Source organism: Moraxella bovis, assembly GCF_025985205.1.
Lineage (GTDB): Bacteria > Pseudomonadota > Gammaproteobacteria > Pseudomonadales > Moraxellaceae > Moraxella > Moraxella bovis.
Genome location: NZ_CP087840.1, coordinates 2055151 through 2079444, shown reverse-complemented (window position 1 = coordinate 2079444; position 24294 = coordinate 2055151). Strand labels below are relative to the sequence as shown.

Here is a 24294-nt window from a genome sequence, read left to right as displayed (position 1 = left end):
AGCCTGTTATGGTGGCGGGCGTGGCAAATTGCAAGGCAGTGCGATGATTTTATGAAAAATTGGTTATCTTTTCGCCAAAATATGCAAATACCGCCCCATTTGCCAAAAAGGGTGGGTTTGGGAATAGTTAAGCTCCATTGCCACGACATCATCAGGGTTGTTGTGTCCACCACGTTTTAAGGGAGCGTAGTCAGAAAACACTCGTATCCCCGACTGGCAAAGGGTGGTATATCCCCCATCATCAAGCCATGATTTGACCGTGTCATAAGCGACAGGATTGTTTGGGGTTAGGCTTTTATTGTCGGCAGGCTTGGGGCGTGCTAATTGATAAAAATTACCCATAATAAGGTTGCGATAAACCATGCTGGCAGGGTTATAAAAGCACAACGACAAATAGCCATCATCGGCTAAAAATTCATCAAAAAACACCATGATTTTGGCAGGTTCGCCAAGCCATTCTAGGACGGCATGGCATAAGATTAGGTCAAATGTTTGTCCCTTTAAAAGGCTTGCGAGTTTTTGATAAGGAGCCACGATAAATCGGGGTGAAACGTTCAGCTTGCAAGCGGTGGTTTGGGCCTTTTGTATCATCTCATCGGAGATGTCACTGATGATGACTTCATGACGGGTGGCAAGGTTTAGGCTGATTTGGGCAAGTCCTGCTCCCACGTCCAACACCCGAAGCGGACGGTTGGGTAAATGCTCGGACAAATCTCGCTCTAACACGGCAAGGCGGATTTGACCTTTTAGACCGCCATAGACTTTTTTGGCAAAATGGTCGGCAATGTCATTAAAATTACGGTCATTAAAATGAGCGTGGGGGATAGGCTGATTCATGATAAAAAATAATTTGGCAAATGGGTTTGGCGTGGTATAATGGCTACGTTTTGCCTTGATGATACCGCCTTGTTGGGCGTCATTGTATCAAGTGGCGACCGCTTTTTAAAGTTATTTTATAAGTAAATTTTAAATCAAATTTGAGATAAGCCATGAAAACTTTTAACCATTTAGCCTGTGTGTCTGCCGTTGCCCTTGCATTGACTGGCATGGTCGGTTGCACCAAAAAAGACAGTCCCGAGCCACAAGCTGAGGCAGAGATTGAGGTTGCAACCCCCGAAGTGGTCGACCATCCTGCCGTGGTCTGTGATGATGTCAGCCTAAAAAACCGTGTCGTCAGCCTTGTGCGTGATGAGCTCTACACCGCGTCTGTGCGTGGACTGGGCAATGGGGCGAGCGATGAGCTGTCATTGCAGTTAAAGGCACGCCTGTCGGGGCTAGACATTGATTTGCAAAACGTCAGCGAAGACAGTGGTGAGTGCCGTGGACAGCTTCATATTGTTCTGCCTAACGAAGAGATTGCCTTTGCCAATAAGACGTTTAGCGGGGCAGGCGTGGCAAGCCTAGAAGAACAAGCCATCGAAAAAGACGTGAGTCTCATGGGTGGCAATCGTCTGGTGGGAGATTTTGTCTTCCAAGCGGACGGTGAGGCACTTGTCATTGATAACAATACACCTGTCATCGCACTGGCGTCTGAAACCATGGCGACAGCGGTGCGTTCGATGAATCGCCAAAACCAAGCCAATGCCAAACGTGAAACTGCCCAAATTGGCAAATCATCAAGCGACATCGTGCCTGCCCCAACGGTACAAATCCGCCCTGTGGAATTGCCATCAGTGCCTGAACCTACCCAGACACTAAGACCTGAGGAGGTGATTTTACAGCCTGAGGATGTCCCAAGTGGCACACCACAAAATACCGAGCCAAAGCCAGAGCCTAAACCTGAACCAAAGTCCGAACCAAAATCTGAGACCAAGCCAAAAGCGGATACGCAAGCTCAAACAGAGTCCAAGCCAACAGCCGAACCCAAACCCGAACCTAAGGCAGAAAAGCCTGCCAGTAACGAGATTACCATCGTTGAGACGGATGAGACTTACTAATCTTTTGTGGCAAGATGAAAAACGGCAAGATACCCCAAAGTGATTTGGGGTATTTTTTTATGGTGCTTTTTAAAGTCAAAATTTATCCATTGTCCTAATAATACTCATCAATGTCAAGGATGAGCATGCTTGATGAGTTTGCCTGTGGTGTCATAAAAATAAAACCCCATCTTTTTTAATGGCTTTGATGTATTGTGGGTCATCATCCATGTCAAGGTCAGATGTAAGACCCGTCAAAAATGGATAAATGCCGTCATATTCAAAAGGCAATATCACGTTGCCAGTGGTGTCTATTAGCCCCACTTGACCGCTTGATTTATAAAAATCAGGAGCGATGATAAAAAAATCCTTACCTTGAAATGTATTGATGTCATCCCTAAAAATCTCATGCTCATCAGGGTAGGTTAGTTCAAAAATTTTTTCGCCTTGACTGTTGTACAAATAAGACGTGTTGTCCATCACCGCATTAAAAAACATATCGCCACTGTCGCTTTTAAGCATATAAATGACGTTGTATTTAAAATCAATCACGGTTTTGTTATTTAAATTGATGATGCCATATTTGCCATTTTTATATAAACCTGAAAACCCTTGATAAAACATGACTAGGTTGTCATACATGGGTGTGATGATTTCATGACCGTGTGCGTCTATCACGCCATACAGCCCGTCTTTTTCGACAGTAAATACACCATCATGCCCATCGATGATGTTATCATAATGCCCAAACGGCACAACCATTCTGCCTTTGGTATCAACCAAGGCGTATCGCATTCTCTCATCAATGATGGTTGCAGTATCAGACTCATCGCTTGCCTTTAACTTATCTAAGCCGTCAAGGTTCAAGGTGGTAATGACAAAAGACTGGGGGCTGACATCCGTGGCGATGGCTTGTAAGCTTTCGGGGATATGGATTTTGTGGTAAATATTATCTAGCAATAATTTGCCGTCTTTGTCTATCATGCCCAAAGGGTGGGGGCTTGACCAAAAGGGGTTTGGACATAATTACCGACCCGAGCAAGCCCTTGGTGATTTGGACATTCTACAAATTCAAAATCAGCAGAAGGCTTCATGCAGGCTTCTGTATTTTGCAGTAGCACATGGTCAAAATGTACGCCATATAACACAACGTCTCTGACATTATCCAAGGTCTTGGCATCGGATAAATCATTTGGGTTATAGACATTGACTGCCGATGCACACATGGCATAGACAAGTAATGCCAGTGGTAAATATCTCATGTGATCACCTTGGTTAATTTTTGGTAAATTATAGCACTTTCCTCCAAATTCTGCTATGATAAAGGCTTTTATTTACACCAGTTACCCAAAAGGCACACCATGAGCGATTTACACCTTTATAACACCCTATCGGCACAAAAAGAGCGGTTTGTTCCTATCCATGACGGCAAAGTGGGTATGTATGTCTGTGGCATGACGGTGTACGATTATTGTCATATCGGACACGCTCGGGTCATGGTGAGCTTTGATGTGATTTATCGTTGGTTGTCTCGTTATTTTGACGTGAACTACGTCCGCAACATCACCGACATTGACGACAAAATCATCAAACGAGCAGGCGAAAACGGCGAAACCATTGGCAAGCTGACCGAGCGTTTTATCAAAGCCATGCACGAAGATGCTGACCGTCTAGGGTGCTTGCGTCCGACCAGCGAACCCAAAGCGACCGACCACATTCCCCAGATGCTGGATATGATAAATACCTTACATTCCAAAGACTTAGCCTATCAAGGGGCAAGTGGCGATGTGTATTATAAGGTGGCAAATTTCCCCGACTATGGCAAACTCTCCAAACGCAAACTTGCCGACATGCAAGCAGGGGCAAGGGTGGAGACGGTGGACGACAAGGACAACCCGTTTGACTTTGTGCTGTGGAAATCCGCCAAACCGTCCGAACCGCATTGGCAAAGTCCGTGGGGCTTGGGTCGCCCTGGTTGGCACATTGAGTGCAGTGCGATGAGTACCTGCTGTTTGGGCGAGAGCTTTGACATTCATGGCGGTGGGCATGATTTGCAGTTTCCGCACCATGAAAACGAGATTGCCCAAAGCGAAGGGGCGACAGGCAAACCCTACGCCAACAACTGGCTACACGTTGGTTTTGTCAATGTGGACGGAGAAAAAATGAGCAAATCCTTAAACAACTTCTTTACCATTCGTGAAGTGTTGCAGGATTTTCATGCCGAGACCATTCGCTTTTTTATCCTATCTAGCCATTATCGCAGTCCGATTAACTTCTCAGATACCGCCCTAAAAGAAAGCCACACCGCCTTATCACGCCTATATCACGCCCTAAAACCGTTTGATGCGGTAGGCACGGACGAGACAGCGTGGGGAAGTGAGTACGGGCAAGCCTTTGTGCGTGCGATGAATGACGACTTTAACACCGCCCAAGCGGTCAGTATCTTGTTTGAGATTGCAGGCGAGATAAATAAAGCGGTCAAGGCGAACGACATGGCAGGCGGACAGCGATTTGCCGTGATATTAAAGACCCTAGCAAGCGTGCTAAATATCGCCCAAACCGCCCCCCAAACCTTTTTGCAAGCCCAAATTGGCGATGAGAGCATTTCTGAAAGCGAGATTTTGGCGATGATTGATAAACGCAAACAAGCCAAAGCCGATAAGGATTTTGCCCTTGCCGACCAAATCCGTGCCGAGCTAAAAGAAAAAGGCGTGGAGCTAGAAGACAGCAGGGCGGGGACGAGCTGGCGGAGAGTGTAAATAAAAAAAATTGAGCTATTTTTATGGCTCAATTTTTGTTTTTAGGATTAAAAAGAATATATCAAAGAGCTTTTAAATTACCCATAATCCGCAGGGGGAAAATTATTAAATTTAGGTTCTTTGGTTAATAAATAAAAGAGAATATCAATGAAACATCTATTTTGGTTATGTGGTATTAGTTTGGCTTTTGGCATGGTAAATGTGACAACTGCCGATGAGTTTGATGTGCCATGTGTCAAACCAACCACACAAATTCCCTTTACTTATCAAGAATGCCTAAATCAAAAAGGCGTGGCACGAGTGGGTAATGTGGTGCAAACGTCATTTGGTGATTTTCCTTATCCGTTTGGGCTGATTGACAAGACAGGCAAGCTCATTTTGCCTGCAATTTATCATGAGATTGATTTTCCTGATGATTGGGCGTATGACAGTTATACAGAGCCAAGTGATGCACTGATTGTGGTTGCACAAAGAGACAGTGGAGAGTCAATGTTTGGTAAGCTCGGTAGAGATGACACTTTTGGGCTTGTCAATGAAAAAGGCGAGTTTGTTGTGCCAATGGGGTTTTATGATGACATTGGCGGTTTTTCTGATGGTTTGTCAAGGGTGGAAAAGGACGGTGAATACGGTTATATAGATAGCCTTGCGAGTGTTGTCATTCCTGTTGTCTATGATTATGCTGGGTTGTATTTTACAGACGGCTTTGCAGGTGTAAAAGGGCAAGGTAAATATGGCATTATTGACAAACAAAACCGTCCCGTCATCGCTTTTGCTTATGACGATGCAGAAGTTTTGTCAGGGCGATTATTTGCCGTTGCCAAAGATAGGCAGTACGCCCTGATAAGTCCTGAAGGCAAATTTTTGTCCGATTATCAGTATGAGATGATAATGCCAACGCATTATGGCGATACTTATGTTGTACAGCAACAGGGTAAATATGGCTTAATCAATGAGCAAGCCGAAGTGCTAATAGCACCTAACTATGATTATGTTGGCGTGGATTTTGAGAAAACCTATGCCGATGATAATACGAATGATAAGATATATTTTAAAGCAGAGCTTGGCGATAGTACCGAGAGTTTTGCTATCACTTGTAAATAAATCATGACAAAACCCATGTATACATAAATCATTACCCATATCATCGCCTTATTATTGGCGGGTGGCAGTGCATTGTTGGCAAATGATGTGATGACATTTGGCGGATTGATGGTGCTGGGTATGATGATGTTTGTGATGACTGCTTATATTGTCTTTGCCAAAGAAGCCAAAAAAGTCGCTGACGGTATTTTTGCCGTGCTGTTTTTTGCCGTGCTGTTTTTTGTGGTGGGGTTTGGTGGTACTTTGTTTGCCTTTTTGTTTGGCTCTAACTGCTTTATCGATAACACTGGGATACAACGTTGTGTCATGCCAACAGGTCATATGTTGGTAGGATTTGTCGTTGCATTTATCGCCACGCCTTTGTCTTGGCGGTTTTACAAAACCAAACGCACTCAAAGAAGTGAGATGATATGGCTGTTGGCGATAGTGATCGGTTGGGCGGTGGGACTATTGATAAATGTGTTGGGGGTGTAATGGTTTATTGTTTAGTGATATTAACAGCTTTACGTCATTATTTATGGGTGATTTTAATAGATAAAACCAAATAATAAAAATTTTAATTTTCAATATCTATTTGGCTATTAAAAATTTGATACAACTCATCTTTCTTTTTTGGGTCTGTATTTTATCTAATAAATCTTTTGATTTTTGAATATACGCCACATTTCCAGCATTTATCTCAGCCAGATAGTACAACAAAATTTCTTTGGTATTGTCTTTTTTGTTATAGTTATTTTTCTTAATTTCTTCTTCTGCTTTTCTGGCAATATGAGAAAAGCAATTTGTTATCTCGTCATTGTCGTAATTATTGATTTTCATAAGTTGGCATTTATAAATAAGTAACCAATGATCGGGGTTTTTCCTAAGAACTTCATCAATAAAATCTATTGCTTTATGAACATCTGTTAATGTATATATTTGCAATAATGCTTTGTACTTTTCATTCTCATCATTCATGCGATTTACTTCTGGCACCAAGTCCAACAACAGCCTTTTCGTTTTTTCGTTGTCATCAATGACGCCATTTATTGCGATGTCATTTATTTTTTGCATGACATAACGGTCGTATTCGTCTGTATTAGTAGCATTAATTTTTGAAGTGACATAATGTCCAGTTTTATCATAACCGCAAGATAACAATGAAGTCATTAATATTGCTATAATAAATTTCATTATATTTTCTCCGTATTTATATAAAATTCATATATGGCAGAGCTTGCGATGGGAGACATTCAACCTGTATTAAATTTCTGTTATCAACGACCGAATCTCATCAGTGCTTGTTTGCTTGGGTCACAGTCGCCATCACGCACATCTACGACAGTTACCCCTTCATCAATAAAACTGTGAGCCGAACAGCGATTGCCAAAGGTCTTGGTAAACTGTTGTCCGTTTTGTTCAAGCGTGGCACACACAGGCATGTATTCCATGGTGCAGTGCTTGGTGGGCATGGCAAGTTTTGGCAGGGTGGATGAGTCTGGCTCTGCGATGTCGGTGGCGATGGGTTCGGCAGGGGTCGCTGTTGGCGTCGCACAGGCGGTCAGTAGTAATGGACAAAGTAGGATAAGGTATTTCATGAGCACTCCGAGCTGAGCTATTGATTGGTATGTTCATTGGGGTATTTTATATCACAAACCGTCCTGCTCTCAACTTTATTTTATAACCCATTGATAAATATGGATTAATCTAATAATTTACAAAAAACATTTGCCAAATCGGATAATCTGGCGTATAATGCACCGCTAATTTTACACGCACAAACCGATACACAATGCTAAAACGAACAAGCAACCGTATATCCAAAGGCTAGGCAGATGACTGCTTAGCCTTTTTCGGTTTTTTGATGTGTATTTTTTTCATTTTTTGCCATAAGGGGCTGTTATGTTAAGACTAAGTTATGAAGCATTGACCTTTGATGATGTACTGCTACTACCTGCTTATTCAGAAGTGTTACCCAAAGATGTGAGCCTATCCACTCGCCTGACTCGTGAGATTAACCTAAATTTGCCAATCCTATCGGCGGCGATGGATACCGTTACCGAATCAAAAATGGCAATCGCCATGGCGCAGCTTGGCGGTATGGGTATTATCCACAAAAATATGGACATCGCTCGTCAAGCCAGCCGTGTCCGCCATGTCAAAAAGTTTGAAGCAGGCACGGTTGCCGACCCCATTACCGTAAGCCCTGACACAAGCGTGGGCGAGCTACTTCGCATTACTCGTGAAAACCACATCTCAGGCGTGCCTGTGGTCGACGACAACCGTCAAGTGGTGGGGATTGTAACGCACCGTGATTTGCGTTTTGAGACCAACCTTGACCAACCTGTCAAAAATGTGATGACCCCAAAAGATAAGCTCGTTACCGTCAAAGAAGGCGAATCTACCGAGAGCATCAAACGCTTACTGCACACGCACCGCATTGAAAAAGTGATTGTGATTGATGATGAATTTCGCCTAAAAGGGCTAATTACTGTCAATGATTTTAGCAAAGCCGAAAATAACCCGAACGCCGCCAAAGATGCCCAAGGTCGCTTGCGTGTGGGGGCGGCAGTTGGTACAGGGGCGGACACCGAAGCCCGTGTGGAAGCGTTGGTGGAAGCGAACGTGGACGTGATTGTGGTGGATACCGCTCACGGTCATAGCCGTGGCGTGATTGACAAAGTCGCCTTTATCAAGAAAAAATACCCCCATATCCAAGTCATCGGCGGTAACATTGCCACAGGCGATGCCGCTCTTGCCCTACTAGACGCTGGGGCGGACGCTGTCAAAGTCGGCATTGGACCTGGCTCTATCTGTACCACTCGTATCATCGCAGGTATTGGCGTGCCACAGATTAGTGCCATTGACAACGTGGCGACTGCCTTGCAAGAGCGTATTCCGCTCATCGCTGACGGTGGCATTCGTTTTTCTGGCGACATGGCAAAGGCTCTGGCGGCAGGGGCAAGCTGTATCATGGTGGGCGGACTCTTAGCAGGGACAGAAGAAGCCCCTGGGGAGATGGAGCTGTATCAAGGTCGCTATTATAAGGCATATCGTGGCATGGGGTCGCTTGGGGCGATGAGCGGACAAAATGGCTCGTCTGACCGCTATTTCCAAGATGCCAAAGAAGGCGTGGAAAAACTTGTCCCAGAAGGTATTGAAGGGCGTGTGCCATACAAAGGCTCGGTAACAGGCATCATCAATCAGCTTGCGGGCGGTCTGCGTTCATCCATGGGCTATACAGGCTGTGCCACTATCGAAGAGCTACGCACCAAACCTGAGTTTATCAAAGTAACATCGGCAGGCATGAAAGAGTCGCACGTTCATGATGTGCAGATTACCAAAGAAGCTCCAAATTATCGTCAAAGTTAAAGACTTATCAAAGCTAATTTGCAAGATGATAAAATCCGCTCAATCAAGGTTGGGCGGATTTTTGTTATAGCGTATATATCTTGTATGCAACCCATACCGCCCCAATCGCCATAACCGTCCAATACACTTTGGCGGTTGATGTCATGCGTTCGTCATTACCGATATAAAACGGCTCATAACGTGGCGGGAATCTGTTTGATGAGTGCAAAAATCTCTTTCTCGTTGATGAGTGTTCGTCCATAACAGCAAGTATTTAATACCAAAAATTCATCATCGCCTGTCTTTAAGCTTATATCCATGCGATACACCATAAATCCAAAACGGTGATTTGCTTGAATGTGCAGTGATAAATCCGCAATGTCGTCAAACCCTATGAGTTTATCATTAAAAATACCCCGACCAATGATATAATCTTTATCAATGATAAGCATGGGTTTTTTGGTGATTAAATTTTTTAAAAAGATAATCAGAAAAAATAACCAAAACAAGCCCGATAATAAAATAGCCCCATTGATAAACCAACTACCAACATCAGATAACACATACCAAAAACAATAAGTCGCCCCGATACAAACGGCAAAAATAAAAAGCTGTATCACAAGGGAGCGTTGGGTAGGATATAGATATAGGGGCAAGCGAAAATTAACCATGTTTTTACCGTCATTTCATCAAATGACCAACAACCAATATCAGCACCACAAAACCAATCATAAACAATCCCCATGTTGTCATTCGGTCATGAATGTCCATATCAAAATCTTCAAATGTGGGCGGTATGTTGCCTTGATGAACTTGATTGATAAGATGAAAGATTTCTTTTTCATTTATCATTACTGTTTCATATTTCATACTTCTAATCGGCAGGTGTAATTTTTTGCCAGTATTTAATAAGATAGCAGTATGCCAATGTTTCACGTCTTGATGAGTATGATAATCCAATTCTAACGAGCGAATGTCTTTAAAAGCAATGGCGTTATTTTTATTAAATAATCTTTTTAATAATTCATGTCCGCCACTAATGCGATAACGGGCAATTACCAAAACGGGCTTGGAGTTGATGAACGAGATGACACACGCCAAGATAACCAACGCCTCAAAAATCATCAGTGCCATAGATAGGGCAATAATAAACCATTCGTCAGCAATCACACTAACAGTCCGCCCAAGCCAAAACATCGCACCGCCAAAAGCCAAAGAAAATAGCAGGAATTTATTGGAATGATAAAGCTCTATCGGTAGGGGGACTTTATTGCTCATGCGTGTTTAATTCCCATGATAATCGCCAATAATAGCATACTTGTCATAAAGACAATCATCAATAAACCGCCTACATTGACTCTGTCAAAAATCTCTATTTTTGTTGCAGGAATGATTAAAACATCTCGACCCTGATAGGCTTGATTGATTAGGTCAAATAGCTGTTTTTCATCAAGATGTAAATGATTGTGGCGATAGGCATTCAAAGATATTTGTTGTATATCATTATTTTTATGGATTTGTATGTACCAAAATTTAAAATCACGATAGCTTTGATAATCCAATATGCCAACATCTTGGTTGTGGGCTTGAATGTCCCTAAAATAAATTGCTTGCTGTGTGATGTGAAAAAATGAAAGGTGGTCTTTATCAATAACAAAGAAAGACTCATCTCTGACCACTTTAAAAAACTGATAAAAAGCAAAACCCAAAGCAATCAAAAATAAAACACCAAATAAAATTCTGATAAAAAATTCATCTTTGGCAACCCAAAATCCCAAACCAAATAATACCGCCAAAAAATATAAAACACAATCAATACCCAATGTACTCGCTTTTTGGGATATAAGATTAGGGGCAGGGGAATTTTATCGCTCATGGTTATGTCTGGGGTAATTTAAAATGCTCTCATAAGGGCGAATAATTATATCCGCCCCTAACAATCTTTTTAAGATACCATTGGTTTTAAAATATCATTAACGCTACTTTTTAATCCCTGTGTATTTCTCAAAATTCTCGGCATAATCATCGATATTATCGCTAAGCATTTTTTGGTATTGCTCGGTATAAAAAGCGATGATGTCCGCTTTTTCTTTGACAAAATCCGACCCCTTGACAAAACCAATGCTCGCTGCTGACACCGCAAAACGAGCAGCGGCATAAGTCAAAGACGCTGCCACTTGCCCTGCGTGGGAGTTTGGCGATAATTGGCTGTTGGCAAGGGTAATCACGCTGTCCGCCCGCTCAAAAAAGGCATTGGCATCTTGGGGTAATTCGGCGGTGTTGTTGGTCATTTGTTCGTTAAGGTTTGACATAAATTTTCCATAAGCTTGATAAAAATTAACAAAAGCCAGTTTTTGACTGGCTTTTGTGGATAAAGAACTTTAAAATTACCACAAATTTATAATTATGTGGGCGTAGGGACGTGCTGAGCATGTCCGATAAATCGCCATATCATCAAGGGCGTGTTCAACACGCCCCCACAAAGCCTGCGGTAAATATCAAATTTGTTAGATATATTTTGGCAAATCACCAATTCGTATCCGCTTTAATCGCTTCTACTTTATCGGTTTTTTCCCAAGTAAAGGCATTGTCCGTACCATGTCGCCCAAAATGCCCATAACTTGCCGTGATTTCGTACATGGGTTGTAGCAAGTCCAGCATACGAGTGATACCATAGGGGCGTAGGTCAAAATGGGTGCGGATAAGGCGGATAATCTCATCATTAGACACATTGCCTGTGTTAAAGGTATTGACCGAGATAGAAGTCGGCTCTGCCACGCCAATGGCATAGGACACCTGCACTTCAATGCGGTCGGCAAGCCCTGCCGCCACGATGTTTTTGGCGACATAACGCCCTGCATAGGAAGCACTTCTATCCACTTTGGACGGGTCTTTGCCACTAAACGCACCGCCCCCATGACGAGCCATACCGCCATAAGTATCCACGATGATTTTACGCCCAGTCAGACCTGCGTCCCCCACAGGACCGCCGATGACGAATTTGCCTGTTGGGTTGATGTGGTATTTTGTGCCTGCGTGGAGCAGTTCGGCAGGAATGACTTGTTTGATAATCTCTTCCATGACCGCTTCATATAGGTCGGCTTGACTGATGTCGGGGTCATGCTGAGTGGATAGTACCAACGCATCTACCGCCAGTGGGCGATGATTGTCATCATAGCGTAGGCTTACCTGTGCCTTAGCGTCTGGGCGTAGCCATGAGAGCGTGCCGTTTTTACGCAGTTCGGCTTGGCGTTCCATAAGGCGGTGTGATAGGGCAATGGGAGCGGGCATAAGTACGTCTGTCTCAACGCATGCATAGCCAAACATCAAGCCTTGGTCGCCTGCCCCTTGCTCTTCGGGGTGGCTTCTGTCCACGCCTTGGGCAATCTCGGGCGACTGCTTGCCAATCATGTTGATGACCGCACAGCTTGACCCGTCAAAGCCCAAATCGCTATGGTTGTAGCCGATTTTATTGACCGTACGGCGGACGATGGCTTCCACATCAATGTTGGCGGTGGTGGTAATCTCGCCCGCAAGCACAACCGCCCCTGTTTTGGTTAGGGTTTCGCACGCCACACGAGCGTTTTTGTCTTGGGTCAAAATCTCATCAAGTATGGCATCTGAGATTTGATCTGCCATTTTATCAGGGTGTCCTTCGGAGACGGACTCTGATGTAAATAATTGATAATTCATAAAAAATCACTTAAATAGATTAAAAAAACTTACGACATTCTGGTGGCTTTTCATTATTTGCCAAAAAACAAAAAGGCAAATCTAGGCTTGACAGAATGAGCAAAACTCTACATCGTAAGGCGAGAATATCTGAATTTTACTTAGATATTTGGCGGAAAATTATACCCCATTTTGGCGGATAAATGTAAAAAAATAGATGAAAAAAATTTGGCAAACCATGAAAAATTTTGTAGGGTTTGTTATTTTCCATGATTTTTTCACAATCATACAAAGAGCGAGTGATTATAATAATGCCAATTATCAACACAAAAGGCATACTATGACACAAAAATATGACATGACCGAGCTTTGGTCAAAATGGACGGTATTGGTATGGTTAAATGCTATTCTTGGATTGTTTCTTGGTGGTTTTTTAGAAATTAGGTTATGGACGTATAATATAGGTATCTTTTTTGGGGCGTTTTTCTTAACGGTGGTAACAGGTGGGATATTGTCCTTTGTGGGGGCGATATTAACGGCAGTGATTATGGCGATAATGATATTTGGCGATTATTTAAAAAATAATGGGGATAAAAGATGAATAATATTTGGTTAAAATGACAGGTCTGGTATGCTCCAATGCAATCGTTGGATTTTTATTCTTGGGGTCTTTTGGGGGTTATTTTAGTCATTGGGTAGAGACATTAAGTTTAATATTGGGCGTATTAGTATTTGTGCCTATTTATGTGATGATAGATAAATATGTCTTAGCACATTATCCGACATTTATTCTGATATTACATGATATGGTAATGGGTAGGATTTTATTACAATTTACCATTCTTATAGAATTTATGGTGGCGTTATCGGCGATAAAAATTTTAACGATAATAGCAGGGTTTTATTATATACCATATTTTAAGGGTTTTATGCTGATGTTTATGTCGGGATTATTGGTGTCTGTTTTTGTTTTAGGATTGTCGTGGATTATTTTTAAAATTAAAACCTAAAATCCTGATAATTGTGGGTATTTTTCCCTAATAATTTTATAAAATCATTTTCATCAACCACTTGGCTATTTTCTAATAATGTCAAATTATCCATAGAAAATAACGGATTTTTGTATATCAAATAAATCATTTGTAAAAATAATTTAGCAAAAAATAAAGGAATATTGATGATAAAAATAGGCTGTTTTTGATAAAAATTATTGGCTAGTATCTGTAAATAATATTTTAATAAAATGGGCGAGCCTACCATATTTATTATTCCATTTTTTTGAAAAGATAAAAGATGTAAAAACCCTAACGCCACATCATCAATATGAACAGGCTGTATGATAAAATGACCGCCATTTGGCAAAACCCAAATCGGTAGTTTGGCAAGTCTCAAAAACAGCTTGATGCTTGCTCCGCCTTGTCCAAACACCAAAGACGGACGAATGATCGTTACGCTAAAATCATCATCTGCCAATGCCAATAACGCCTTATCGCCACGCCCCTTACTACCCACAAAGGCAATGGGCGAATACTCGTCCGCCCCGAGTGCTGAAAGATTGAGCCAATGTTTTATGCCATTTTGTTTGGCGATAGTGGCAAGGCAGGCAGGCGTGTGATGATGAATGTTTTCCATAAAGGCGGTATCATCACTCATCACGCCAACAGCATTAATCACCACATCAATATCATCAAATAAATCAGGCGGTATGATTGGATAATTAAAATCAAGCGTTTTTGATGATAGGGTTTTGATATGACATAAGGGATTTTGGCTTAATAAATCATAAACCTTTTTGCCAATAAATCCTGTATGACCGAATAATAAAATATTCATGGTTTTTTATGTTGATTTAATCGCTCTTTTGGTGGTAACTGACAAATGCTATTATCACATTCATTGATGTCTTGCACATTGCCAAACAGTTTTATGATAAGCCATTTGGGAATTTTATATCGATATTTTGCAAATAAAGGATAGATAATGGCACTTAATGGCTTGATGATTGGCAAGAGAAGTAGTTTGTTAAATTTTGTGTCGGCGGTTTTGTGTAAAAGTCGCACTGCTTTTATGCCTGTGTGCATGACATTATTATCATCTAATATACATAAATAAGTCATGGCGGTTAATTCATCAATAACATGCTTTTGTAATTCTGACAATCCGTCTTTTATGGGAATGATGTGGATATAATCGCTCTTGATATGATAGGCTTCGGTGCGACAAATGAGGCAAGTGTCATCATAATACATTTTAATCATAATTTATTCTCCAAAAAATAAATATTTTTGTCTTGAAATTCAAATCCCATAGAGAGTAATTGATTGGGAAAAACTTTTTGTCCATCTATCAATAAAGTTGCCATTTCACCAAGCAATAATCTTAAAAACCAAGATGGCAAATGAAATAAAGTGGGTTTATTTAATAATTGCCCAATCGCTTTGGTAAAGTCGGCATTGGTTATCGGATTGGGGCTTGTCAGATTATAAAATTGGTGAATGGGCAAATCATCGCTTTTATTTTTGGCAATGATAAACAGCACAGCACGCACCCAATCAGACATACTGATAAAACTTAATATCTGTTTGCCATCGCCAAGCCGTCCGCCAAGCCCCATTTTAAAGGCAGGTAGTAGACGAGTCATTATACCACCTTTGGGGTCTAGTACCACGCCTGTGCGAATGATAGCGACTTTTGTGGCGGAAATATCAGTGGTGGACAGGGCAAGATTCTCCCAAGTTTGACAGAGCTCGCTGGCAAAATCTTGACAAATGGGCGATGAATTTTCATCAAAAGTCGCATTGTCCGACACGCCATAATAACCAATCGCCGACCCGCTTATCAATAATGATGTGGGATTGTTTTTGATAAAGTTTAATATCGCTAAAGTGGGGTTTATTCTACTATCAAAAAGCCGTCTTTTTTGTTTACTGCTCCACCGTTTATCAGCAATTCCTGCCCCTGCTAAATTGATGATAACATCAATGGATATTGATAAATTTTTTAGGGCGTTATAATCAATCACTTTGACATTATTCAAAATTGTTATTCTATTAGGATTTTGGCTTACCCAAATAATATGATGACCTAAGTTTAATAATACTAGGGTTAATTGTCGTCCCAAAAAACCGCTACCGCCAGTAATTAAAATGTTCATAAATTTCCCTTATTTTCTATCACAGATTTCGGTAATACAAACCACCCAATAATGAACGCTGATAATGCTCCCAATAATCCCATGAAACCCATTAAGGTTAAAATATAATAAATATCTTGCAATAATAATTCTCCTGTAAAAAATATAAATAAACCCCACTCTCAACTAACACACCACAACAAGCAGGGTGCTTGAAATAAAAACAACATAGCCCAATCCAATGTTTCACCACAAAACAGTCTAGGAGTAAGCTATGTCGTATGATGATTTTATCATTGTTGTCTATCTTTTGGTAGAGGCTTTGTATCAAAATATTGTAACCAAACCTCTAAGAAGCAAAGGCTTTTTGCCTGCCTTGTCTGACACAGAAATCATCACCATGGAGCTTGTGGGTGAAAGTTTAGGTTTTGACACTGACAAGGAGATTTGGGCTTACTTTAAAAACTGCTATCAACACTATTTCCCCAAATTAGGCTCATACCCAAACTTTGCCAAACACTGTGCCAACTTGGTTTGGGTTAAAGACAAAATGATGAAGGTACTTGGCTCTTTGTGTATTCTTGACAATCAAGACAGCCGTCCCACTAAGCCTTATTTGATTGACAGCTTTCCTTTGCCTGTCTGTGTCTATCAAAGAGCAAAAAGACACAAATCTTTTAAGGGGGTTGGGAGCTTTGGTTATTGTGCCAGTAAGAGCGAACACTACTTTGGGTTTAAAGCCCATTTACTCACAAACCAAGACGGTCAAGTGATTGCTTACACATTAACACCTGCCAATACAGATGACAGACAGGTAGTGTTTGAGTTGACACAGTCCTTGCAAGGAGGGCAAGCCAGTTTGGTCTTTGGGGATAAGGGTTATTTATCCAAAGCATTACAAGAGGAACTTGCTAAGTTGGGGGTTGATCTACAAACACCTCTTAGGGATAATATGAAAGAGGATAGAGGTCAAGGTTTTGTGTCTTATCTTAAACGAACAAGAAAAACCATTGAAACCGTCATCTCTCAATTATCACAAAGATTTAATGTTCAAACCACCAAGGCAAGAGACTTGTGGCATCTGTCCAACCGTTTTATTAGAAAACTCTTAGCTCACAGTCTTTGTGTACAAATCAACAAACAACTTGGCAATCCACCCTTAAGGTTTGAGATGATTTTAAGTTGAGAGTGGGGTATAAATAAGAATACATATATGGCAGATATCATAAATCCTATTAGTTTTATGCTGATAAAATGCCTAAAATTTTTATAAAGTTTAAATTTAGTAATCAAATATCCTGTGGCAGTTTCAGGAATAAACCCAACAAATATCCCGATAAAACCTATGAATAACACGGCATCAATATATGCTGGAATGACTTTAATGCCGTCTGGCTCGCCCACCAATGCAAATAAACCAATTATTACGCCACCCACCAGACCACTCAAGATAGCATAGGTGTATAGTATTTTGTTTGTGGGATAAGTTACCTGATTCATAATAACTCCTACATCGGCTTAAATACCATTAAAAACACAATCCCCAATACCGCCAAAAATGCAGGATAGCCTGCCAATTCCCATTTTTTGGCATAATTCCAATAGGATTGGGGTAGGGCGGTGTCGCCATTGTCGTGCGATTGTTTGGCGATGTCTCGCATTTTTAGTTGCCACACGACCACAGGAAGCCAGCACGCCCCCGAAAAGAAAAACAGCAAAAGACTTGCCCAAATCCAAGTGGCAGAAAATGGCATGCTTAGGGCGTTCATGAGCCACAGTCCCGAGAAAAACTGAAAAAACACCGCAGGGGTGGTAAACCAAAAATCCGCCCGACACACCCAATGGCTGACGACCGATTGGGCAGGGACACAGCCACTGCGATTGGTTACGAACAGATAAAATGCCGTGCCAAAGCCTGTGCCTAAAATTATCATGGCGGATAAGATATGCAAGGTTTTGATGAGTTGATATAGGGTAAAGTCGCTCATGGTTTTTCCTTAGTCTACCATAATTTCTGTAAAAACAGAAAAAATTTAATAAAAAAATAGTAAGGCGTACCCTAACTTATTTTGGGTTTGTGATGCTCATATAAAAATATCACAATTGCCAAACTGGGTAGGGTTTTTATCATACTGCCAAAGGGGTGTAACAATTGTTCTATCAGTAATGTTTTTGGCAAAAGCGTTAAAATCAATGTATTATAGCCAATGATGATAATGATTTGGGCAAGCCAAAGCAGATAATGCGTGCGGTATTTGGTCATGATAAGTAGGGCAAATAACACATCAATGCTACTGGCTCCGATAAATAACACATTACCAATCACGCCATAAAATCCCATACTTTGTAATAAATCAAGCGATGATGAATGATTAAAAACTATGGGAACGATACCGCTATATAGCCATAATAAGGCAAGGGCGTGATAGATATAATTGGGTATTTTCATAAAATGCCTTTATTTTTAATAGATGATGATTGTTAATGTGATAAAATTTTGCTATGATAAATCTTTCTAAAAGACAAACATAAGTCTAAAAATACCTACTTTGACAACCATTTACCCCCCCCAAGATTTTGAGACTCTTGATAATGCCTTAACCGCCTTTCATTAAAAGGTCTATTATGATAAAGCAAGGCGTTGGTATAAAAAACGTTTGGGCTGTTATGAAAAACCGTCCGTTCTAAAACGCAAACGCCAAAAAATGAAACGTCTATTAAGCCAACGACAAACTTATAATGCCCGTGTTTGTGATAACCCATTACCCAATCTTTGGCTAAAAATAGAATTGGATAAAAGCCTAGCACGAGATGCCCTCAATGCCGTTGGGCGTTAAGGTTTTGGATAAATATAACAGTTGCCAGTATCGCATAAGCCATTGATTTTATTTAATTTTACATCATAAACCGCTCCATACCACCATTTTACCAAATAGGCAGGGATTAAATGACGGCGTTTGGCAAAATACGGATAGGCGATATTTAATAAGGCATAAATCACAGGCAGATCAAATAACCAAAACGCCCCCACGCCAAATAGTCGTATATTTGCCGTTTTATACAACACTCGCACCGCTTCCATGCCTTTGTACCAAGCTCCCCATTCGTCTTTGACGCACAGATGAGTCATGGCTTCTTGGTAGCTGATACCTGCTTGGGCAAGCTCGTCTTGACCGTCCGATACGCTGATGATGATAATATCGCCACCACTCAGATGCCATAAAGACATTGCTTCGCTACGGCATAGGGTGCAACTGCTGTCATAGAACATGGTGAGTTTCATGATATTTCCTTTTGAAATTTCTGTTAAAACAGAAATAATAATGCAAAAAAATTTAAAAGTTATTGGGTAATTTTGGCAAAAATAATTTACCACAAATCATCGCTGATATTCCGCCAATGATAGCCAATGGAAAAGATATAAGAAAAAAATCCCAAATTGTAATTTGCATATTCGGTTGTTGATTGCTAAAAACCACCATAAGTAAAGCAAAAATTGACGTTATTAAAAAACCAATGGCAAATATTTTGACATAATCTTTTTTATCAATAAAGATAAAATTTTTAAATGATAAATAAATACCTGTCAAAAAAGCAGGAATGCCACCCGCCCAAGCACCAAGAAAAGCAAATCCAAGTATATAAAATGGTAACTTTAAGAATAAACTTATTATGCCTTTATGACTTATGTGGTTTATTATTTGTTCATAGGTAGTTTCTATCATAAAACCAATGCAACAAAACATAATACCGCCAATCATACCGCCAAGCAATCCAAACCCAAAAATCACTTTTATTTTTGGATAAATAAAGCCATGTTGTTTGGCATAAGCTAAGATTTCTTTTTTGGTTGCCATTTTACTGTCCTATTTATCAAAGTTTTTAGGTAACTTTGGCAAAAATAATTTACCACAAATCATCGCTGATATTCCGCCAATGGAGCCAAGACTAAATAAAGTATGTGTTATTTTCCAAAATTCATCAGGTAAATTTATCCAATGATTAAAATAAATTGACGAAAATATGGTGCCAACAACATACAAATGAAAATAATCTAACTTTTTTATAATAATAAAATTAAAAATCGCACAATAAATTCCTGTTAATACAGCAGGTATACAACCAAATACCGTGCCAAAAATAATGCTAAATAATAGAACAGAAAAAATCTTTTCAATCAAAGAAATTATGTTTATGTCATAAAATAAATTACCGCCATTAACAAGAAGATTAGATATTATATCAATAATAACCACAGTCATTAAGCCAATCATACCGCCAAGCAATCCAAACCCAAAAATCACTTTTATTTTTGGATAAATAAAGCCATGTTGTTTGGCATAAGCTAAGATTTCTTTTTTGGTTGCCATGTCTATTGTTCGCTTATTTTTATTTCAAAAATTTTTGCACCGTTGCCCCAAGTTTTAGGATTTTATTGAGCGTATTTGTGGAGAGTTTTAGCATTTCATTTGCCCAAGTGGTGAGCGTATCCACAAAGCCGTGCGTGTCCTTAATGCGTTGTTTGACCCCTTCATTTTCGAGTTCAAATTCAGGCGTATTCATGAGTTCATCTAAAAACTGCACGGTAGGGGCAAGCTCTCTTTTGTAGCGTTCTTCTACGATAACCCGAGCCAGAGCCCATACATCAGTGTTAGTGGTAAAATAGTCTCGTCTGTCGCCTAATATGTGCGTGGTCTGCACAAGATTTAGGCTTTGCAGTTCCTTAATGCTGTTGGAGACGTTGGAGCGGGCGACCCCGAGCGTATCTACGATTTGTTCGGCGTTCATGGGCTTTGCTGTGATGAATAATAGGGCATGAATTTGGGCGACCGTGCGGTTTACGCCCCATTTACTGCCCATTTCGCCCCAATGCAGGACAAATTTTTCGGTGGTGGGGGAGAGTTTCATGGTGTTTTGCCTTGTTAGAATTTATGATTATTTTAGATATTTTTATAATTTCTGTCAATACTGAAATTTAGAAATTTAACAAAATCATTTTTACAATCAAACAACATTTCGCCCTTGCAATTTGGTCAATTTTAAGATAATTTACAACTGTACATATCGGCAATGCCAATAGCCTGGGCGGGTTTGTACTTAGGTAATTTGTACTTGAGTAAATTGGCAAGCCGATAGGTGCAAGTCGCAGGTTAATACACCTTGCTTTTCGTTTACCATGTTTATAAGGAAATTGTATGCGTTACGCCAATCCCAATACAGACGACTCAAAAGTCAACTTCAAATCCCAATATGAAAACTTCATCGGTGGCGAATGGGTTGCCCCTGTCAAAGGCGAGTATTTTGACGACATCTCGCCTGTGGACGGCAAAGCCTTTGCCAAAGTGCCAGACTCAACGAGCGAAGACATCGAGCTTGCCCTAGATGCCGCACACCTTGCCAAGGACGCTTGGGGTAAGACATCCCCCATGGAGCGAAGCAATATCTTATTAAAAATCGCCGACCGCCTAGAAGAGAACTTGGAGACGCTTGCCGTTGCCGAGACGTGGGAGAACGGCAAGCCTGTGCGTGAGACGTTGGCGGCGGACATTCCCCTTGCCATTGACCATTTTCGCTATTTTGCAGGGTGCATTAGAGCCCAAGAAGGCGGTATCAGCGAGATTGACCATGACACGGTGGCTTATCATTTTCATGAACCGTTGGGCGTGGTTGGGCAAATCATTCCTTGGAATTTCCCCATTCTTATGGCGGCATGGAAAATCGCCCCTGCACTGGCAGCAGGCAACTGTATCGTGCTAAAACCTGCCGAGCAAACGCCTGTGAGTATCCTTGTGCTGACCGAGCTCATCGAAGACATCTTGCCAAAAGGCGTGCTAAACATCGTCAATGGGGACGGCTTAAAGGTGGGTAAACCGCTTGCCACGAACCCACGCATTAGCAAAATCGCCTTTACAGGCTCGACCGAAGTCGGTCAATACATCATGCAATATGCGACCGAAAACATCATTCCTGTAACCTTGGAGCTAGGTGGTAAATCGCCCAACATATTCTTTGCCGATGTCATGGACAAAGATGATGAGTTTTTGGACAAAGCCCTAGAAGGCTTTGCCATGTTCGCCCTAAACCAAGGCGAAGTATGTACCTGTCCGTCTCGTGCGTTGGTGCATGAGAGTATCGCTGATGAGTTTATCAAGCGTGCCATTGAACGGGTTAAAAACATCAAAACAGGACATCCGCTTGATACCGAGACGATGATTGGGGCTCAGGCAAGTCAAGAACAGCAGGACAAAATCCTAAAATACATCGACATCGGTCAAAAAGAAGGGGCAGAGCTTTTGACAGGTGGCGGGGAGCGTAAAGAGAACGAATACGGTGGATTTTATATTGAGCCGACTGTCTTTAAAGGCACCAATGAAATGCAGGTGTTCCGTGATGAAATCTTTGGTCCTGTCTTGACGGTTACGACCTTTAAGGATTTTGATGAAGCCATGCAAATCGCCAATGACACCATGTACGGCTTGGGTGCGGGCGTGTGGTCTCGTTCTGGCACGACTGCCTACCGTGCAGGGCGTGCGATACAGGCAGGGCGTGTGTGGACAAACTGCTATCACATCTATCCTGCCCACGCTGCCTTTGGTGGCTACAAAAAATCAGGGATTGGGCGTGAAAACCACAAGATGATGTTAGAGCATTATCAGCAAACCAAGAATTTGCTTGTCAGCTATTCGCCTAAGGCAATGGGGTTTTTCTAAGTTTTTACTTAGTCTTTAAAGCCTTTAAACAAAAAACAGACAATGAAAAGTTGTCTGTTTTTTATTGAAAATGACGGTCTTGAATGTGATTGAAATTTATGGTTTTGATGCCGTGATTCACTCCAAAAGCATATAAAGGCAAATCTGCGGTAATCAAAACTGTGTGGGTATCCTTTGCTAGCTCAAAAATCGCACCATCGGTTAAGCCTAAATGAATAAAAGCAGGGCTTTTTATGATGTCTTTGGCGGATAAATATATTTTTTGTTTTTGGCTAATAAAATCCGCCAAATAAGCAAACAAAATCTGCCTGTGTTCGCCTTGCACCCAATCAATTAAATTAACTGTTTTAGCCAAAATATGGGGCGTGGTAATAATATCTTTAAATTGGCTGAGTAGGTCGTTTAATAAAATAAAATCATCGCTCGTATATTGACTTGTCTTTTTGTTTTTCTCAATATAGCCCACACCCAATTGACCAACCAATAAGACGGTCAATAAGTTGGTGTCTAATAACGCCACATGGGTGGAATTGGCATAAAAGTGCATGATGACTTTAAAGTGGTCTTATCATCATTGTGATAAGACCACTTTAAAGTCATCATGGGCGTTTATTTCAAAGATTTTGTATTCTCAAATCATTTCTAGTCGCTCGCCTTTTTCGGCATTGAGATTGGCAAAATAGTCCATGGCAAGATTGGTGCGATATCTGGCGTTACTCTCAATTTTGTGGCGTTTGGTATTATAACCCAAAGTAACTTTCCAGTTATCATGTTGGTCGTCAAAATCAATCTCTTCTAGACTTAAATCTTTGATGTCTTCATCAGCATACAGCTCTTTGGCGTAGAATTTGGCTTTTTTGACAGCTTCTTGCATATTTAACATGGTGCAACCCTTGATTGAAATCAGGTTATTGTAGTGAATTTGATGGATTTTGACAAGACTGTTTTGTGATGGGTGTTTTTAAATCACCTTAAAAAAGCAGGGCTTAACAAAGCGTTGATAAAATGTATCACAATGGCAGGTTTGATGATGACGGTGGCAATCACGCCAAATGCCGCTCCTGATAGGTGAGCAAGATGGTTAATCCGTCCTGTACCACGTCTGTCCGCCCAAATGCTATAACTGATGTAGCCAATGGCAAAAATAATCGCAGGGATAGGAATAAAGAATAGGTAAATGGTCTGCCATGGTGCTAGCAGAATAAAGGCAAATAGCACCGCTGATACACCGCCTGACGCCCCAAGACTGGCAAAGCGTGGGTTGTTCTTGTGGCGGATGTAGTCAGGAATGCTAGAAGCGATGATGGCAAGGGTATAAAAGCCCACAAAGCCTAACACTCCTAGCTCATGAATATAAAACCGCTCCATGGTTCGCCCAAAAAAGTATAGCGTAATCATGTTAAACAGCAGGTGCATGCCGTCTCCATGTACAAAGCCACTGGTCAAAAAACGGTCGTATTGCTTATGGCGAGTGATGGAGATGGGGTCGAAGATGAGCCTACCAAGAAACGTTTTGTTTTGCCATGCCATAAGGCTGACAGCGACAGTAATAATAATGATGACAGTGGTGTGATTCATGATAAATAACGGTAAATGATGATAAGTGGTAATAAGTTAAATGATGGTCAGTATATCAAATTTGTACAGGGGTGCAACCATCATTACAATTTGCA

The 24294-nt window shown here is 41.1% G+C and carries 33 protein-coding genes; 9 read left to right on the top strand and 24 right to left on the bottom strand.

All coding sequences use genetic code 11. From position 1 onward, the window contains the following. Positions 1-63 precede the first annotated feature (63 nt). Positions 64-837: a methyltransferase domain-containing protein gene (locus tag LP107_RS10585; RefSeq protein ID WP_078274040.1), complete on the bottom strand. Its 774-nt coding sequence runs from the start codon at positions 835-837 to the stop codon at positions 64-66. Between the two features lie 152 nt (positions 838-989). Here LP107_RS10585 and LP107_RS10580 point away from each other — a divergent pair, with 152 nt between their 5' ends. Then, a complete protein-coding gene (locus LP107_RS10580; RefSeq protein WP_078274039.1) occupies positions 990-1937 on the top strand; it encodes a hypothetical protein in 948 nt (315 codons plus the stop codon). Between the two features lie 150 nt (positions 1938-2087). On the opposite strand, the gene LP107_RS10575 is transcribed toward LP107_RS10580, so the two are convergent. Beyond that, positions 2088-2900, bottom strand: coding sequence for a WG repeat-containing protein (locus tag LP107_RS10575; RefSeq protein WP_078274038.1), 813 nt, complete (start codon positions 2898-2900; stop codon positions 2088-2090). After that, entirely contained in the window at positions 2897-3178 is a 282-nt protein-coding gene (locus LP107_RS10570) for a hypothetical protein (protein WP_078274037.1), read from the bottom strand. Before LP107_RS10570 ends, LP107_RS10575 begins: the two co-directional genes overlap by 4 nt. Positions 3179-3277: 99 nt before the next feature. Here LP107_RS10570 and cysS point away from each other — a divergent pair, with 99 nt between their 5' ends. From cysS to LP107_RS10555, 3 genes are all read left to right on the top strand, one after another. Then, on the top strand, positions 3278-4675 hold the full coding sequence (gene cysS / locus LP107_RS10565) for a cysteine--tRNA ligase (RefSeq protein ID WP_112741912.1): 1398 nt from the start codon (positions 3278-3280) through the stop codon (positions 4673-4675). A gap of 192 nt (positions 4676-4867) precedes the next feature. Next, positions 4868-5776 carry a WG repeat-containing protein gene (locus tag LP107_RS10560; RefSeq protein ID WP_158079644.1) on the top strand — a complete coding sequence of 303 codons (909 nt, stop codon included), beginning with the start codon at positions 4868-4870 and terminating at the stop codon, positions 5774-5776. A gap of 87 nt (positions 5777-5863) precedes the next feature. Continuing rightward, a complete protein-coding gene (locus LP107_RS10555; RefSeq protein WP_264682776.1) occupies positions 5864-6250 on the top strand; it encodes a hypothetical protein in 387 nt (128 codons plus the stop codon). Between the two features lie 96 nt (positions 6251-6346). On the opposite strand, the gene LP107_RS10550 is transcribed toward LP107_RS10555, so the two are convergent. Together LP107_RS10550 and LP107_RS10545 are read right to left on the bottom strand one after the other, a co-directional pair. After that, positions 6347-6949 carry a hypothetical protein gene (locus LP107_RS10550; RefSeq protein WP_078275447.1) on the bottom strand — a complete coding sequence of 201 codons (603 nt, stop codon included), beginning with the start codon at positions 6947-6949 and terminating at the stop codon, positions 6347-6349. A gap of 83 nt (positions 6950-7032) precedes the next feature. Beyond that, entirely contained in the window at positions 7033-7353 is a 321-nt protein-coding gene (locus tag LP107_RS10545; RefSeq protein ID WP_078273377.1) for a hypothetical protein, read from the bottom strand. A 304-nt stretch (positions 7354-7657) separates the two neighbouring features. On the opposite strand from LP107_RS10545, the gene guaB reads away from it, so the two are divergent. Then, on the top strand, positions 7658-9127 hold the full coding sequence (guaB, locus tag LP107_RS10540) for an IMP dehydrogenase (RefSeq protein WP_078273376.1): 1470 nt from the start codon (positions 7658-7660) through the stop codon (positions 9125-9127). Between the two features lie 64 nt (positions 9128-9191). Here the strand turns inward: guaB and LP107_RS10535 are convergent, their stop codons facing one another. The 6 genes from LP107_RS10535 to metK all read right to left on the bottom strand — a co-directional run bounded on the left by LP107_RS10535 (position 9192) and on the right by metK (position 12799). Further along, complete coding sequence (locus tag LP107_RS10535; RefSeq protein ID WP_264676134.1) at positions 9192-9335, bottom strand: hypothetical protein; 144 nt, start codon at positions 9333-9335, stop codon at positions 9192-9194. Further along, positions 9301-9777: a hypothetical protein gene (locus LP107_RS10530; RefSeq protein WP_078273375.1), complete on the bottom strand. Its 477-nt coding sequence runs from the start codon at positions 9775-9777 to the stop codon at positions 9301-9303. Before LP107_RS10530 ends, LP107_RS10535 begins: the two co-directional genes overlap by 35 nt. Positions 9778-9787: 10 nt before the next feature. After that, complete coding sequence (locus tag LP107_RS10525) at positions 9788-10384, bottom strand: hypothetical protein (RefSeq protein WP_078273374.1); 597 nt, start codon at positions 10382-10384, stop codon at positions 9788-9790. Continuing rightward, a complete protein-coding gene (locus tag LP107_RS10520) occupies positions 10381-10929 on the bottom strand; it encodes a hypothetical protein (RefSeq protein ID WP_078273373.1) in 549 nt (182 codons plus the stop codon). Before LP107_RS10520 ends, LP107_RS10525 begins: the two co-directional genes overlap by 4 nt. A gap of 156 nt (positions 10930-11085) precedes the next feature. After that, positions 11086-11418, bottom strand: a complete 333-nt coding sequence (locus tag LP107_RS10515) for a DUF3144 domain-containing protein (RefSeq protein WP_078273372.1) — start codon at positions 11416-11418, stop codon at positions 11086-11088. A gap of 214 nt (positions 11419-11632) precedes the next feature. After that, a complete protein-coding gene (gene metK / locus LP107_RS10510; protein ID WP_078273371.1) occupies positions 11633-12799 on the bottom strand; it encodes a methionine adenosyltransferase in 1167 nt (388 codons plus the stop codon). A 217-nt stretch (positions 12800-13016) separates the two neighbouring features. Between metK and LP107_RS10505 the strand changes: the two genes are divergently transcribed. Further along, a complete protein-coding gene (locus tag LP107_RS10505; protein ID WP_078273370.1) occupies positions 13017-13379 on the top strand; it encodes a hypothetical protein in 363 nt (120 codons plus the stop codon). Between the two features lie 398 nt (positions 13380-13777). Here LP107_RS10505 and LP107_RS10500 read toward each other — a convergent pair whose 3' ends face one another. The 3 genes from LP107_RS10500 to LP107_RS10490 are packed head-to-tail and all read right to left on the bottom strand — an operon-like array spanning position 13778 to position 15932. Beyond that, complete coding sequence (locus tag LP107_RS10500) at positions 13778-14611, bottom strand: NAD-dependent epimerase/dehydratase family protein (protein ID WP_112741915.1); 834 nt, start codon at positions 14609-14611, stop codon at positions 13778-13780. Beyond that, entirely contained in the window at positions 14608-15036 is a 429-nt protein-coding gene (locus tag LP107_RS10495; protein ID WP_112741916.1) for a DCC1-like thiol-disulfide oxidoreductase family protein, read from the bottom strand. The genes LP107_RS10500 and LP107_RS10495 overlap by 4 nt, the downstream gene beginning before the upstream one ends. Continuing rightward, positions 15033-15932, bottom strand: a complete 900-nt coding sequence (locus LP107_RS10490) for a TIGR01777 family oxidoreductase (protein WP_112741917.1) — start codon at positions 15930-15932, stop codon at positions 15033-15035. The genes LP107_RS10495 and LP107_RS10490 overlap by 4 nt, the downstream gene beginning before the upstream one ends. A 253-nt stretch (positions 15933-16185) precedes the next feature. On the opposite strand from LP107_RS10490, the gene LP107_RS10485 reads away from it, so the two are divergent. Continuing rightward, positions 16186-17097, top strand: coding sequence for an IS982 family transposase (locus tag LP107_RS10485; RefSeq protein WP_078275357.1), 912 nt, complete (start codon positions 16186-16188; stop codon positions 17095-17097). Here LP107_RS10485 and LP107_RS10480 read toward each other — a convergent pair. The 3 genes from LP107_RS10480 to LP107_RS10470 all read right to left on the bottom strand — a co-directional run bounded on the left by LP107_RS10480 (position 17025) and on the right by LP107_RS10470 (position 18360). Beyond that, positions 17025-17411, bottom strand: coding sequence for a hypothetical protein (locus LP107_RS10480; protein ID WP_264676135.1), 387 nt, complete (start codon positions 17409-17411; stop codon positions 17025-17027). The two genes, LP107_RS10485 and LP107_RS10480, sit on opposite strands and share 73 nt — an antisense overlap. Before the next feature lie 8 nt (positions 17412-17419). Then, positions 17420-17899 carry a DUF2269 family protein gene (locus tag LP107_RS10475; RefSeq protein ID WP_112741919.1) on the bottom strand — a complete coding sequence of 160 codons (480 nt, stop codon included), beginning with the start codon at positions 17897-17899 and terminating at the stop codon, positions 17420-17422. Between the two features lie 71 nt (positions 17900-17970). Continuing rightward, the gene (locus LP107_RS10470) at positions 17971-18360 is read right to left on the bottom strand and encodes a DoxX-like family protein (protein WP_112741920.1); all 390 of its coding nucleotides are present in this window, start codon (positions 18358-18360) and stop codon (positions 17971-17973) included. Between the two features lie 256 nt (positions 18361-18616). Between LP107_RS10470 and LP107_RS10465 the strand changes: the two genes are divergently transcribed. Next, a complete protein-coding gene (locus LP107_RS10465) occupies positions 18617-18748 on the top strand; it encodes a hypothetical protein (RefSeq protein WP_264676136.1) in 132 nt (43 codons plus the stop codon). Here the strand turns inward: LP107_RS10465 and LP107_RS10460 are convergent. From LP107_RS10460 to LP107_RS10445, 4 genes are read right to left on the bottom strand one after another with little or no spacing between them, the layout of a single operon-like run. Continuing rightward, complete coding sequence (locus tag LP107_RS10460) at positions 18745-19194, bottom strand: thiol-disulfide oxidoreductase DCC family protein (RefSeq protein WP_078273362.1); 450 nt, start codon at positions 19192-19194, stop codon at positions 18745-18747. The two genes, LP107_RS10465 and LP107_RS10460, sit on opposite strands and share 4 nt — an antisense overlap. A gap of 52 nt (positions 19195-19246) precedes the next feature. After that, positions 19247-19768: a hypothetical protein gene (locus tag LP107_RS10455; protein WP_078273361.1), complete on the bottom strand. Its 522-nt coding sequence runs from the start codon at positions 19766-19768 to the stop codon at positions 19247-19249. A 9-nt stretch (positions 19769-19777) separates the two neighbouring features. Beyond that, on the bottom strand, positions 19778-20281 hold the full coding sequence (locus LP107_RS10450) for a hypothetical protein (protein WP_112741921.1): 504 nt from the start codon (positions 20279-20281) through the stop codon (positions 19778-19780). Between the two features lie 19 nt (positions 20282-20300). After that, complete coding sequence (locus tag LP107_RS10445) at positions 20301-20819, bottom strand: GbsR/MarR family transcriptional regulator (protein ID WP_078273360.1); 519 nt, start codon at positions 20817-20819, stop codon at positions 20301-20303. 287 nt (positions 20820-21106) lie between these two features. Between LP107_RS10445 and exaC the strand changes: the two genes are divergently transcribed. Beyond that, the gene (gene exaC / locus LP107_RS10440) at positions 21107-22621 is read left to right on the top strand and encodes an acetaldehyde dehydrogenase ExaC (protein ID WP_264676137.1); all 1515 of its coding nucleotides are present in this window, start codon (positions 21107-21109) and stop codon (positions 22619-22621) included. A gap of 61 nt (positions 22622-22682) precedes the next feature. On the opposite strand, the gene LP107_RS10435 is transcribed toward exaC, so the two are convergent. The 3 genes from LP107_RS10435 to LP107_RS10425 all read right to left on the bottom strand — a co-directional run bounded on the left by LP107_RS10435 (position 22683) and on the right by LP107_RS10425 (position 24199). Then, on the bottom strand, positions 22683-23168 hold the full coding sequence (locus LP107_RS10435) for a PIN domain-containing protein (protein ID WP_078273358.1): 486 nt from the start codon (positions 23166-23168) through the stop codon (positions 22683-22685). 84 nt (positions 23169-23252) lie between these two features. Then, positions 23253-23504 (bottom strand): hypothetical protein, encoded by a 252-nt coding sequence (locus tag LP107_RS10430; protein ID WP_264676138.1) that lies wholly within the window; start codon positions 23502-23504, stop codon positions 23253-23255. 83 nt (positions 23505-23587) lie between these two features. Then, entirely contained in the window at positions 23588-24199 is a 612-nt protein-coding gene (locus LP107_RS10425; RefSeq protein ID WP_112741925.1) for a rhomboid family intramembrane serine protease, read from the bottom strand. Positions 24200-24294 lie beyond the last annotated feature (95 nt).